At 66.3% G+C, this 12,249-nt stretch carries 11 protein-coding genes and 1 tRNA gene; 9 read left to right on the top strand and 3 right to left on the bottom strand.

Annotation, left to right across the window (positions count from 1 at the left end):
• Nucleotides 1-116: 116 nt before the first annotated feature.
• From AC13F7_RS07500 to AC13F7_RS07490, 3 genes are all read left to right on the top strand, one after another.
• On the top strand, nt 117-560 hold the full coding sequence (locus AC13F7_RS07500; protein ID WP_482999738.1) for a group III truncated hemoglobin: 444 nt from the start codon (nt 117-119) through the stop codon (nt 558-560).
• A 44-nt stretch (nt 561-604) separates the two neighbouring features.
• Complete coding sequence (hemN, locus tag AC13F7_RS07495; RefSeq protein WP_483000116.1) at nt 605-2,014, top strand: oxygen-independent coproporphyrinogen III oxidase; 1,410 nt, start codon at nt 605-607, stop codon at nt 2,012-2,014.
• Nucleotides 2,015-2,080: 66 nt separating this feature from the next.
• Nucleotides 2,081-2,167: transfer RNA gene (locus AC13F7_RS07490), tRNA-Leu, on the top strand.
• Nucleotides 2,168-2,467: 300 nt separating this feature from the next.
• On the opposite strand, the gene AC13F7_RS07485 is transcribed toward AC13F7_RS07490, so the two are convergent.
• Nucleotides 2,468-2,626, bottom strand: coding sequence for a hypothetical protein (locus AC13F7_RS07485; RefSeq protein WP_481470112.1), 159 nt, complete (start codon nt 2,624-2,626; stop codon nt 2,468-2,470).
• Between the two features lie 118 nt (nt 2,627-2,744).
• On the opposite strand from AC13F7_RS07485, the gene AC13F7_RS07480 reads away from it, so the two are divergent.
• From AC13F7_RS07480 to AC13F7_RS07455, 6 genes are all read left to right on the top strand, one after another.
• Nucleotides 2,745-4,991, top strand: a complete 2,247-nt coding sequence (locus tag AC13F7_RS07480) for a methyl-accepting chemotaxis protein (RefSeq protein WP_482999737.1) — start codon at nt 2,745-2,747, stop codon at nt 4,989-4,991.
• 209 nt (nt 4,992-5,200) lie between these two features.
• Nucleotides 5,201-6,178 (top strand): TraB/GumN family protein, encoded by a 978-nt coding sequence (locus AC13F7_RS07475; RefSeq protein WP_482999736.1) that lies wholly within the window; start codon nt 5,201-5,203, stop codon nt 6,176-6,178.
• A 64-nt stretch (nt 6,179-6,242) separates the two neighbouring features.
• A complete protein-coding gene (locus AC13F7_RS07470) occupies nt 6,243-6,698 on the top strand; it encodes a BLUF domain-containing protein (protein WP_482999735.1) in 456 nt (151 codons plus the stop codon).
• A gap of 304 nt (nt 6,699-7,002) precedes the next feature.
• Nucleotides 7,003-8,289 (top strand): nucleotide sugar dehydrogenase, encoded by a 1,287-nt coding sequence (locus tag AC13F7_RS07465; RefSeq protein ID WP_482999734.1) that lies wholly within the window; start codon nt 7,003-7,005, stop codon nt 8,287-8,289.
• Between the two features lie 31 nt (nt 8,290-8,320).
• The gene (locus AC13F7_RS07460) at nt 8,321-9,943 is read left to right on the top strand and encodes an FMN-binding glutamate synthase family protein (protein ID WP_482999733.1); all 1,623 of its coding nucleotides are present in this window, start codon (nt 8,321-8,323) and stop codon (nt 9,941-9,943) included.
• Nucleotides 9,940-10,419 carry a GNAT family N-acetyltransferase gene (locus AC13F7_RS07455; RefSeq protein WP_482999732.1) on the top strand — a complete coding sequence of 160 codons (480 nt, stop codon included), beginning with the start codon at nt 9,940-9,942 and terminating at the stop codon, nt 10,417-10,419. Before AC13F7_RS07460 ends, AC13F7_RS07455 begins: the two co-directional genes overlap by 4 nt.
• A 105-nt stretch (nt 10,420-10,524) precedes the next feature.
• Here the strand turns inward: AC13F7_RS07455 and AC13F7_RS07450 are convergent, their stop codons facing one another.
• Nucleotides 10,525-11,775 carry a TIGR03862 family flavoprotein gene (locus AC13F7_RS07450; RefSeq protein WP_482999731.1) on the bottom strand — a complete coding sequence of 417 codons (1,251 nt, stop codon included), beginning with the start codon at nt 11,773-11,775 and terminating at the stop codon, nt 10,525-10,527.
• Between the two features lie 10 nt (nt 11,776-11,785).
• Entirely contained in the window at nt 11,786-12,226 is a 441-nt protein-coding gene (locus AC13F7_RS07445) for an FKBP-type peptidyl-prolyl cis-trans isomerase (RefSeq protein WP_265310094.1), read from the bottom strand.
• Nucleotides 12,227-12,249: the final 23 nt, after the last annotated feature.

Below are 12,249 nucleotides of genomic sequence, written 5' to 3'. Positions count from 1 at the left end.
GCGGGTGCGCACGTCCTGTCGAGCGCCCAGACTAGAAGGCTTCGCCACCGGCTTCATTGATCCTGATCAAGGCAGCGGCAGGCGCTGCCGCCGATGCTGGGCATTGCTGCCCGAGGATGTTCATGCCCGATCCCACCGACAACGCGCTGCCGACCCCTTCGCCCGAGCTGTGCAGCGAAGACGAGGTCACGCGGCTGGTGCACGACTTCTACGCGCGCGTCCGCGAGGAGCCGCGCCTGGGCCCGGTGTTCACGGCGCGGATCCACGACTGGGAGGCGCATCTGGCCCAACTGGTCGACTTCTGGTCGGCGATGCTGCGCGGCACTCGCCGCTTCAACGGCGCGCCGATGCCCAAGCACATGGCCATGGACGAACTGGACCGCGATCTCTTCGATCGTTGGCTGGCGTTGTTCCGGCAGACCACGGACGAGTGCGGCAACCTGCCGATGCAGCGGCTGGCCGATGATGTCGCCGAGCGCATTGCCGATACCTTCTGGCGCCGCTTCCAGATGCTGCGCTGGCCCGGCCTGCCGATGGCCGGCCGCCCGGGCCTGAATTGATCTGACGCAATGCGCGTGCGCCCATGCACGCGCAAGCTGGCGGCATGGATACCTTCTCGCCTGCCGCCGCCGGGCTCGCCTGGCACTTCGATCCCGAGCTGCTGCGTCGCCATGACCGGCCCGGCCCGCGCTACACCTCCTATCCCACCGCGCCGCACTTCCATGACGGCTACGGTGAGCCTGCGCTGCGCCAGGCGATTGCGGAGAGCAACTGCGTGGGCCGGCCGCTCTCGCTGTATGTGCATGTGCCCTACTGCAGCAGCCCGTGTTTCTACTGCGGTTGCAACCGGGTCATCACCCGCGACCACAGCAAGGGCATCGGTTACGTGGCGCGCGTGCTGAGCGAGGCCGACCTGATGGCCCCGCAGTTTGATCCGACGCGTGAGGTGATCCAGCTGCACCTGGGCGGCGGCACACCGAACTTTCTCGCCCCGGCGCAGATGCGTGAGCTGATCGATGGGCTGCGCCAGCGATTCAATTTCAGCACGGCCGCCTCGCGTGATTTCTCGATCGAGCTGGATCCGCGCTTTGTCACGCGCGCGGACATCGCCGTACTCGCCGAGCTTGGCTTCAACCGCGCCAGCCTCGGCGTGCAGGACTTTGATCCGGATGTCCAGAAGGCGATCAACCGCGAGCAGGGCGTGGAAGCGACGCTGGACATCCTGCGTGCGTGCCGCGAGTACGGGCTGCGTTCGGTCAATGTGGATCTGATCTATGGCCTGCCCAGGCAGACCCTTGTCGGCTTCGCGCAGACGCTGGAAACGGTGCTGCGCGAGCGGCCGGATCGCCTGGCGGTGTATGGGTACGCGCATCTGCCGCATCTGTTCCGTGCGCAGCGCCAGATCGCCGATGCGGACCTGCCCAGCCCGGAGCAGAAACTCGCGCTGCTGGGCCTGGCAGTGCGGCGTTTGTCCGATGCGGGGTATCAGTACATCGGCATGGACCATTTCGCCCTGCCCGAAGAAGACCTGTCGCGGGCGCAGCGTGCTGGGCAGCTGCACCGCAATTTCATGGGGTACACCACACATGCCGACACCGATCTGGTTGGCCTGGGGGCCAGTGCGATCAGTCACATCGGCACGACCTACAGCCAGAACCCGCGCGACCTGCCGGCGTGGGAAGCGGCGGTCGATGCTGGCCGGTTGCCGGTCTGGCGCGGCCTGCAGCTGGACGGGGACGATGTGCTGCGCGCTGAACTGATCGGCCAGTTGATGTGCCAGGGCGAAGTGGACGGCGCCGCAGTGGCCGCGCGCCACGGTGTGGACTTCGAGCACTACTTCGCCGACGCGTTGCCGGCCCTGGCGGCCCTGCAGGCCGATGGCCTGGCCGAATACGAACACGGCGTGGTGCGCGCGAGTGCGCACGGACGGCCGCTGCTGCGGCTGCTGGCAATGTGCTTTGATCGCTATCTGGCGCGTCCTGACCAGCCGGTGCGCTACTCCCGCGCGATCTGAGCGGCGCGCGCGGACCACGTGCGCATTCCAAAATCGGGCGCGATCAGGCACCCTATGCCCGCCGTTGCCCGGGTGGCGAAACTGGTAGACGCATCGGACTTAAAATCCGCCGGGGGCAACCCCATGCCGGTTCGATTCCGGCCCCGGGCACCAAGGTTTTCAGCCTGTCATCCACAACTGCACACGCGTTGTCCTGTGCAGTTTCTGTGCGAATGTGCCCCAGTACCTCGGAAGCGGTGAGTCCTGCCTGGACGAGCCAGGACGCGCACGCGCGCGCTGCGGCCACGCGTGCGCTCCGTCCGGTGATGCAACCGCAGGCGCCTACGCAGATCACGATTATCGACACCATCAGAGTGGCGTTGCCGTCACGGGGTGACGTACGCAGGCGGATGGATGCGTGGCCCCGATTTCGGTACTCGGTCACAGAAACGAGATGTCGGCGGCGATTTTGTCTCAGATAATCGCCGCGACGGGCGTCACAGCGACGGTCCATTGGCGCGTCGTGCGGATCGACAACAGGTTGTTGCTGTGCAGCAAAACGTCGCCCATCACGCGCACTGCCGGAACTTTGGCGGGGTGCTCGCGAACAGCGCAGAAAATAAGAAAACTCATCGGTATTCGATCACGGAATGGGCTGTTCGCCACGGTAAATCATTGACTCAAGCTATTAATCGTGACGCCGTCATTGGGTTCCGGTGTCACTACGTGACGATATAGCGGATGCAACGAAATGGACTACTTCAAACACATGCGTGTCGGCAGCAAGCTCGCCGTGGGCTTCGGGATTCTTCTGATTCTGCTGATTTCCTCATCCTCGCTGGCGCTTTACCAGGCCGCCCGGATCGGCCAACAAGTGAGCGAGATTGAAACGAACGGCAAAAAGATGTCGCTGCTCACCACCATGCGCGGCAGCAATTACCAGAACGAGCGCAACCTGCGCGATCTGATTCTGGACGGCGAAGCGAACGGCCCGGCGATCCTGGAGCGGATCCAGCAGACCCGCGCTGCCTACGCCAAAGCGCGTGAGGACCTGGACGCGATCCCCCACAATGCCGAAGGCATGCAGGCCAAGCAGGCGATCCGGGACGCGCAGGATGCGGCAGTGGCAGCGCACAACCAGATCATCGAGCGGGCCACCGCCAATGATGATGTGGCGGCGATCAGCCTGCTCTACGGCGAGGCCGAGCCGTTGATGGCGGCCCGCTCTGCAGCCATCCAGGCGGCGGTGGAGCTGCAGGAGCGTCGCAACGCCGAAAGCGCGGCGATCGTCAACGCATCCATCCAGACCTCACGCAGCCTGTTGATCACCTTCGCCTTGGTGGCCCTGGTAGCGGGTGGGTTGCTGGCCTGGTTGATCACGCGCAGCCTGGTGGGGCCGTTGCGGCGCGCGATGGATGTCTCCCGGTCGATTGCCGACGGTCGTTTCGATACCACGGTCGGCAACACCAGCCGGGATGAAACCGGGCAGCTGCTTGCCAGCATGGATGCGATGACCCAGCGCCTGCGCGCCTTCTCCGCCGCACAGCAGGAGATGGCGCATCGTCATGATCTGGGTGAACTGGCCTACCGTATCGATGCCTCGGCCTTCCCGGGTGATTTCGGTCGAATCGCCAGCGGCACGAACGCACTGGTAGGCAGCAGCATCGAGCTGACCCAGAAGATCATTGATGTGGTGCGCAACTATGCGGTCGGCGATCTGGCCGAGGATCTGGAAGCGCTGCCGGGTGACAAGGCGCGCTTCACCGAAGCGATGTCCATCACCAAGCAGAATCTGGCGGCGATCAACGGCCAGATCCACCGGTTGGCCTCTGCGGCTGCGGCGGGTGATTTCAGCCAGCGTGGCGATGCCGCCGCCTTCGATCACGAGTTCAAGGTGATGATCGAGCGCCTGAACACGATGATGCAGATCAGCGACGAGAATCTTCGCCAGCTTTCGGAACTGCTCAAGGCGATTGCGGCGGGTGACCTCACTGTGCGCATGGAAGGCCAGTTCCAGGGGGTGTTTGCCCGGATGCGCGACGATGCCAATACCACGGTCGGCCAGCTGACCGGCATCATCGGCAGCATCCAGGTGGCGGCGGGCAGCATCAATACCGCCGCGGTGGAAATCGCCAGCGGCAACAACGACCTGTCCCGTCGCACCGAGCAGCAGGCTGCCAACCTGGAGGAGACGGCGGCTTCGATGGAGGAGCTGACCTCGACCGTGCGCCAGAACGCCGAGCATGCCCGCCAGGCCAATCAGCTGGCGATCGGCGCCGGTGCGGTGGCCTCCGAAGGGGGCCAGGTGGTGCAGGACGTGGTGGTCACGATGCGCGGCATTGAGGCCTCGTCCAAGAAGATCGCCGACATCATCACGGTGATCGACGGCATCGCGTTCCAGACCAATATCCTGGCCTTGAATGCTGCGGTGGAAGCGGCACGCGCCGGGGAGCAGGGCAGGGGCTTTGCGGTGGTCGCCAGTGAAGTGCGCACGCTGGCGCAGCGCTCGGCCGGTGCGGCCAAGGAGATCAAGGAGCTGATCGAGGACTCGGTGGACAAGGTGGCCATCGGTGCGGGCCTGGTCGACAAGGCCGGCGTGACCATGACCGAGATCGTCACCTCGGTGCAAAAGGTCACCGACATCATGGCCGAGATTTCGGCCGCGTCGCAGGAGCAGTCGGCCGGCATCGAGCAGGTCAGCCAGACGGTGGTGCAGCTGGACGAAACCACCCAGCAGAACGCGGCGCTGGTGGAAGAGGCAACGGCTGCAGCGCGCTCGATGGAGGAGCAGGCCATTGCCCTGACCGGCGCGGTAGCGCGCTTCCGCCTGGCGACCCAGGGCGGCGTACAGACGCAGCCGATGGCCGCGCGTGGCGCTGCCTCGTCACTGAAGGCATCGGTGCCGGCGTCCGCCCAGCCGCGTCCCGGCCGCGCTACGGTGACCCCGCTGCGGCAGGTGCCGGCGGCGACGGTCGACGGCGATTGGCGCGAGTTCTGACCGGGCCGCTCGCCTGGTCAAGGTGAGCGCCGATGACGCGGGGGCAGCCATGGGGCTGCCCTCGTTCGTTCCCGCTGCGGGGAGACATGGTCCGGGCAACGCAAACTTTACGCATTTCCTTTCGCGCCGCCCTACGCTGCGCACCATCCCGGACAAGGACACGTGATATGGCGAACTCGGTACGTGCACGGACAGCACTGATGTTGAGCATGGGGCTGCTGCTGAGCGGCGCGGTACGGGCGCAGACGACGGTGCCCCCGGCGGGGGACGTGATCGATATGGCCCCGGTGGTGGTCTCCGGTGAACAGCCTGGCCCGGGCATGTGGCAGGTCCGCAACAGCGCCGGCCACACGCTGTGGATTCTTGGCACGGTGTCACCGCTGCCGGCCAAGCTGGAGTGGCGGGCCGACGAGGTGCAGGCCGTGATCGGCAGTGCGCAGGAAGTGCTCGGCTCGCCTGGCTGGGGATTGGATGCCGATGTCGGCTTCTTCGGTCGGCTGACGCTGGTGCCTTCGGCGTTGAAGGCCGCCCGCGATCCGGACGGGCGCACGTTGCGCGAGGTGCTGCCGCCGGATCTGTACGCGCGCTGGGCACAGCTCAAACAGCGCCATATCGGTCGCGATGGTGGCATCGAAAAGGATCGTCCGCTGGTGGCGGCCACCCAGCTCTACGCCGCTGCGCTGAAGGATGTCGGCCTGGGCCGTTCCTCGCCGGTGTCCAAGGTGGTGGAGAAGGCCGCCAAAGCGCACGGTCTGAAACCGGTGCAGACCCGGGTCGAAATCAAGATCGCCGATCCCCGGCAAGCGCTCAAGGAAGTGCGCGGTACGGCACTGCAGGACCTGGAGTGCTTCCGCCGCACGCTGGATGTGGTCGAACACGGGCTGCCGCTGCTGGCCGAACGCGCCAATGCCTGGTCGGTGGGGGATGTCGAGGCGTTGCAGCGGCTGGCCGTGGAAGGGCAGTACGCCGCCTGTGTGGATGCGGTCGCCAACAGCGCGTTCGGTCGCCGCCGCGGCCTGAGCGACGTGGACGCCCAGGCGCAGCGCAAGTGGCTGGGCATCGCGAGCGATGCGCTGGGGCGCAATGCAGTGACCTTTGCCACCGTCCCGGTGTCATCGCTGGTTTCCCCGGGGGGGTATCTGGAGCAGCTGCGCGCGCGGGGATTCGAGGTAAAGGCGCCGGAGTAACGGTGTCTACACTCTGCGTTGGCTTCATGGCATAGTCAGGTTGGGTTCACCAAGGAAAGCCTTCATGCCGCTGCATGCGGTCGCTTACGTCAGCGACGCTATCGAAGGAATCGAGACGTCTGACATTGATCAGATTCTGCGTGCGGCAACGGGGTTCAACAAAGTGGCGGGGGTGACCGGCGTGCTCATGTTCGACGGCCGTCGGTTCCTGCAGTACTTCGAAGGCCCGGAAGACGGCGTGGATTCGGTGTTCCAGCGCGTGCTCAACGCGCGCATCCATCAAGGACTTCGTGAGCTGGCCCGCGGCGAGGTAGGTGCGCGGCATTTCGCACGCTGGACGATGGCGTCCGCGGCGGTAGAACCGGACGCACTGGTGCGGTTGATCGACCTGCCATGGGAAGGCTTTGCGTTGCGGTCCTCGGTGGACGCGGCGGCGCCTACTGGATTCGCAGCGCTGCTTGATGCATGGACCGGCGTCTCCGGTGAACTGGAACCGGCGGCGGTAACGTTGGGTTCGTAACGCAAATCAACGTTGTCCGTAACACAACGATCACGGTTGCCGACCTATTCTGTATCTACCAGCTGTGACCAGTCTTGCGGGGTTTGCCCTTGGAGGCTGTCTGAAAGGGTAGTAACCGCAGCTGGACCATTATTTCTTTGGCCGTCGTCCGTACTCTCCGCGGGCGGCGGCTTTGTTCTTTGTGGGGCAGGGGCCGGCGCGTTAGGCTTGCATCACCTGTACCCCGGCGCCTGTATCGCATGAAGCCCTCCCTGATGACGCCCCGCCTGATCGCCGGCCCGGTTCCGCTGCATGGAGCGCGGCGATGACGCGCGCCATTTCCGCATCGGCAACGCCGCACATCGGTGTGATCGGGCTTGGGTACGTCGGGCTGCCATTGACGGTGACCTTTGGCCAGCAGCAGCCGATCCTGGGCTATGACATCGACCAGGCGCGCGTCGCCGAGCTGCAGCGTGGGCATGACCACACGCTCGAGCTGGATGCCGACGAACTCGCTGCCGCCGTGCATGCGCGCTACAGCGCCGACCCCTCGGATCTGGCCGGGTGCAACGTCTACATCGTGACCGTGCCGACGCCGATCGATGCGCATGAGCAGCCCGATCTGGGGCCCCTGCGCAGTGCCAGCACGCTGATCGCCGGGCTGCTGGCGCCGGGCGATCTGGTGATCTACGAATCCACCGTGTACCCCGGCACCACCGAGGAAGTCTGCGTGCCCTTGCTGGAGGCTGGATCGGGGCTGCGCTTCAACGAAGATTTCTACTGCGGTTACAGCCCGGAGCGGATCAACCCGGGCGACCGCGAGCGCCGGCTGCCGGACATCCGCAAGATCACCTCCGGCTCAACGCCCGAGGCGGCGGCCGTGGTGGATGCGCTGTACCAACGCATCATCACCGCCGGGACCTGGCCGGCGCCCTCGATCCGCGTGGCCGAAGCGGCCAAGGTGATCGAAAACATCCAGCGCGACGTCAACATTGCCTTGGTCAACGAACTCGCGCTGATCTTCGATCGGCTCGGCATCGATACCCAGGACGTGTTGGCTGCGGCGGGCAGCAAGTGGAACTTCCTGCCGTTCCGCCCCGGCCTCGTCGGCGGCCACTGCATCGGGGTGGATCCGTACTATCTGCTGCACAAGTCCGAGAGCATGGGGTATCACCCTGATCTCATCCACACTGCGCGCCAGGTCAACAACCGCGTCGGCGAGCACGTCGCACAACGCGTGCTGGCGCTGCTGGCATCGCGCAACATCGCCATCGCCCAGGCACGCGTCCTGGTGCTGGGCGTGACCTTCAAGGAGAACTGCCCGGACCTGCGTAACAGCCGCGCGCTGGAGCTGGCGCAGCGCCTGCAGGCCACCGGAGCGCAGGTAGACGTGCAGGATCCGTGGGTCGGACCGGCGGCGCTTGCCGATGCCGACGTACGGTGGGTCGCCGCGCCCGATGCCGGCGGCTATGACGCGGTGGTGCTGGCGGTGGCGCATGACAGTTTCCGTGCCTTCGATGCGGCGCAGGTGCGCGCGCTGCTCAAGCCGCAGGGCGTGGTGTACGACGTCAAATCCGTATGGCCCCGGGAAGTGGTGGACGACCGCCTGTAGACTCCGGGGCAGCTATTGATTGAGGAAAGCCATGCATCGCTATCTCGCGTATCTGCTCGCCATCCTGTTGTTGCCGGTCTGCGTGTGGTTGGCCACGATCTGGCCCGCCTGGTATTGGGGCGTCGGCGTGACCGCGTTGCTGGCAGTGCTGGGCACCTGGGATATGCTGCAGAAGCGCAGCACACTGCGGCGCAACTACCCGGTGATGGCCCACTTCCGTTACGGGCTGGAATCGATCGGGCCGGAAATCCGCCAGTATTTCGTGCAGAGCGATCTGGAGGACGTGCCGTTCTCGCGCCAGCAACGCGCCCTGATCTACCAGCGCTCCAAGAACGAGATGGACGTGGTGCCGTTCGGCACGCTGCGCAGCACGTATGCGGTGGACTACGAGTGGATCAACCATTCGCTGGCGCCGACCGAGATCGGCCACCACGATTTCCGCATCCAGATCGGCCCGAACTGTGCCAAGCCGTATTCGGCCAGTGTGTTCAACATCTCGGCGATGAGCTTTGGTTCGCTGTCGGCCAACGCGATCCGCGCCCTCAACGAAGGCGCGCGCCGCGGCAGCTTCTATCACGACACCGGCGAAGGCTCGATCTCGCCCTATCACCGTGAGATGGGCGGCGACCTGGTCTGGGAAATCGGCTCGGGTTACTTCGGGTGCCGCGACGACAAGGGCGGTTTCAGCGAAGCGAAGTTCGTCGCCAACGCCACCCATGATCAGGTCAAGATGATCGAGATCAAGCTCTCGCAGGGCGCCAAGCCAGGCCACGGCGGCGTGCTGCCGGCGGCGAAAGTAAGCGAAGAGATTTCGATCACCCGGGGCGTGCCGATGGGGGTGGATTGCGTATCGCCCTCCAAGCACAGTGCGTTCAACACGCCGGTGGAACTTCTGCAGTTCGTCGCGCGGCTGCGGGAGCTGTCCGGCGGCAAGCCGGTCGGGTTCAAGCTGGCCATCGGCCATCCCTGGGAGTGGTTCGGTATCGCCAAGGCGATGCAGGAAACCGGGCTGCTGCCGGATTTCATCGTGGTCGATGGCGCCGAGGGCGGCACCGGTGCGGCGCCGGCCGAGTTCATCGACCACGTGGGTGTGCCGATGCACGAAGCGCTGTTGCTGGTGCACAACACTCTGGTCGGGCTGGACCTGCGCGATCGCATCCGTGTGGGTGCGGCGGGCAAGGTCACCAGTGCCTTCGAGATCGCACGCACCATCGCACTGGGCGCGGACTGGTGCAATGCCGGACGTGGCTTCATGTTCGCGCTGGGCTGCATCCAGTCGCTGAGCTGTCACAGCGATAAATGCCCGACCGGCATCGCCACGCAGAACCCGCATCGCTGGCGTCACCTGGACGCGGCCGACAAGGCCACGCGCGTGCACAGCTACCACGAGAACACCCTGCGCGCGCTGCGCGACCTGCTGTGTGCGGCCGGCTTGAACGATCCCGCCGAGCTGGGCCCGGAGCACATCCTGCGCCGCGTCTCGCCGGTGGAGATCCGCTCACTGGCCTCGCTGTACCGCTATCTGTCGCCGGGCGAGCTGCTGCGCAAAGTGCCGGACCACGCGGTCTTCCACGATTACTGGGCGGATGCGCGAAGTGATTCGTTCCAGCCACCGGCGCGCATCCAGGCGCTGCGGACGAGCAAGTCGCGATGAGTAGAGAGCGTACCGTTCAACTGCGTGTGGGACGTGCCGATGAGGCCGACGCGCTGTGGGTGCTGCGCACGCGCTGTGTGCGTGAACTGTGCAGCGCGGCCTATCCCCCGGAGGTGATCGCGCCGTGGTCGGCCTCACCGCCGCCGCAACACTATCGCGCGCTGTTGGCGGCCGGTGGCTGTGTGATCGCCGAAGACACTGACGGCGTGCTGCTGGGCTATGGCGTGATCGATCTGGCCGGCAACGAGATCGATGCGCTGTTCGTCGATCCCGACTGCGGTGGCCGTGGCATCGGCCTGACCGTGATGCAGGCCATGGAGGCGCTGGCGGATCCGGCGCGGCCGCTGGTGCTGTCGGCCTCGCTCAATGCGGTCCCGTTCTATCGTCGCTGTGGCTTTGAGGCGTTGCGCGAGGAAAGCTACCCACACCCCAGCGGCGTGTCGCTCGCCTCGGTGCGGATGCAGCGCAGGCGTTGATGCCGGCCAGCGGCCGGCACTACCTCGATGCTGCGCGCGGCACGCGCCGAGCGCCCGTCAGGGCGCGTTACTGATAGTGCCGGCCGCTGGCCGGCATCTCGCTGTCTACGCCTGCGTCAACCACGCCACCACGCCACGCCCGGCGCGCAGCCCACTGGCGTAGCACGCGGTCAGCAGATAGCCGCCGGTCGGCGCTTCCCAGTCCAGCATCTCGCCGGCGCAGAACGTGCCTGGGCATCCGCGCAGCATCAACTGTGCATCCAGCGCTTCCAGGCGTACGCCACCTGCCGTGCTGATCACTTCATCGATGGGACGCGGTCGCTGCAGAGCCAGAGGCAGCCGCTTGAGCGCATGCGCGATCTGGTCCAGCGGCAATTGCCCGGCCTCGCGGCCCAGCACCTCGAACAGCAGGGCCGACTTCACGCCGCTCAACCCGAGCTGGCGGCGAAGGACTTCGCCGAAACTGCGGCCCTGTCGCGGCTTCTGCAGCTTCTCAAGTACCTGCGCTTCGGTCTGGCCCGGCAACAGGTCCAGCTGCAGCGTCACTTGGCCGTCGCGGGCCAGGCTGTCGCGCAGATCCGCCGACAGCGCATAGATCAGACTGCCCTCGATACCGGTCGCGGTGATCACGCACTCGCCCTGCAGCGAGCGCGGCTGACCCTGCAGATCGGTCCAGTGCGCCACCACCGGCTTGAGCGGGGCACCGGCCTGGCGCTCGCTGAAATAGGCCGTCCAGCCGATGTCGAAGCCGCAGTTGGCCGGCTTCAGCGGGGCGATGTCGATGCCGGTGGCGGTCATCGGCGCGACCCACGCACCGTCCGAGCCCAGCTCCGGCCAGCTGCCACCGCCGAGCGCGAACACCACCGCATCGGCCGTGATCGTGGTCGTGCCCTCGGGCGTCTCAAAGCGCAGCGCGCCCGCGTCATCCCAGCCGGTCCAGCGGTGCTGAACGTGGAAACGCACCCCCTGTTCCTTCAGCCGGCGCACCCAGCCGCGCAGCAGGGGCGCGGCCTTGCGGTCGACCGGGAACACACGTCCCGAACTGCCCACATAGGTTTCCACGCCGAACGCCAGCGCCCAGGAACGCAGCGCCTCACCATCGAAATCGGCCAGCCAGCCGCCCACCGCGTCCGCGCGCTCGCGGTAGCGCGAAACGAACACGTCGCGCGCATCGGAGTGGGTCAGGTTGAGGCCGCCTTTGCCGGCGATCAGGAACTTGCGGCCGGGCGAACCCTTGGCCTCGTACAGATCGACGGCGTGGCCGGCGGCGCGCACGGTTTCGGCGGCCATCAGGCCGGCGGGGCCGCCGCCGATGATCGCGACCCGGCGTGGTGGGGTGTCCAGGGCAATGCTCATGCAGGCAGGATCAACGCGGCTTGACGTCGAGCAGTTCGACATCGAACACCAGCGAGGAATTCGGTGCGATCGGCCCGGCGCCACGCGCGCCGTAGCCGTACTCGGCCGGAATCATCAGTGTGCGCTTGCCGCCCACCTTCATCCCGGCGAAGCCTTCGTCCCAGCCCTTGATGACCTGGCCCTGGCCGAGGTTGAAGGTGAAGGGCTCGCCGCGGTCGACCGAGCTGTCGAACTTGTCGCCATGCTTGTCGGCGGTGCGCTCGTCGTAGATCCACCCGGTGTAGTGCACGGTCACTTTGCTGCCGGGCGTGGCCTCGGCGCCGGTGCCCGGCTGGGTATCGATTTTCTCGAACTGCGCGATGCTGCCACCGGGCGGCGGGCCGGGCGGGGTGCAGGCGGCCAGCAGCGACAACATCAGGGGGGCGAGCAGGTAACGCGGCAGACGGCGCATGGGCGGGCTCCGGATCCAGAAAA

The organism is Stenotrophomonas sp. K-6, from assembly GCF_056861555.1.
The sequence above is the reverse complement of the archived record's forward strand: the minus strand, read 5'-3'. Positions and strand labels throughout refer to the sequence as shown.

What these genes read in the sequence shown, in the direction of transcription:
- AC13F7_RS07500 (WP_482999738.1), top strand. Translation starts at nt 117, where the DNA reads ATGTTCATGCCCGATCCCACCGACAACGCGCTGCCGACCCCTTCGCCC.
- hemN (WP_483000116.1), top strand. Translation starts at nt 605, where the DNA reads ATGGATACCTTCTCGCCTGCCGCCGCCGGGCTCGCCTGGCACTTCGAT.
- AC13F7_RS07485 (WP_481470112.1), bottom strand. Translation starts at nt 2,626, where the DNA reads ATGAGTTTTCTTATTTTCTGCGCTGTTCGCGAGCACCCCGCCAAAGTT.
- AC13F7_RS07480 (WP_482999737.1), top strand. Translation starts at nt 2,745, where the DNA reads ATGGACTACTTCAAACACATGCGTGTCGGCAGCAAGCTCGCCGTGGGC.
- AC13F7_RS07475 (WP_482999736.1), top strand. Translation starts at nt 5,201, where the DNA reads ATGGGGCTGCTGCTGAGCGGCGCGGTACGGGCGCAGACGACGGTGCCC.
- AC13F7_RS07470 (WP_482999735.1), top strand. Translation starts at nt 6,243, where the DNA reads ATGCCGCTGCATGCGGTCGCTTACGTCAGCGACGCTATCGAAGGAATC.
- AC13F7_RS07465 (WP_482999734.1), top strand. Translation starts at nt 7,003, where the DNA reads ATGACGCGCGCCATTTCCGCATCGGCAACGCCGCACATCGGTGTGATC.
- AC13F7_RS07460 (WP_482999733.1), top strand. Translation starts at nt 8,321, where the DNA reads ATGCATCGCTATCTCGCGTATCTGCTCGCCATCCTGTTGTTGCCGGTC.
- AC13F7_RS07455 (WP_482999732.1), top strand. Translation starts at nt 9,940, where the DNA reads ATGAGTAGAGAGCGTACCGTTCAACTGCGTGTGGGACGTGCCGATGAG.
- AC13F7_RS07450 (WP_482999731.1), bottom strand. Translation starts at nt 11,775, where the DNA reads ATGAGCATTGCCCTGGACACCCCACCACGCCGGGTCGCGATCATCGGC.
- AC13F7_RS07445 (WP_265310094.1), bottom strand. Translation starts at nt 12,226, where the DNA reads ATGCGCCGTCTGCCGCGTTACCTGCTCGCCCCCCTGATGTTGTCGCTG.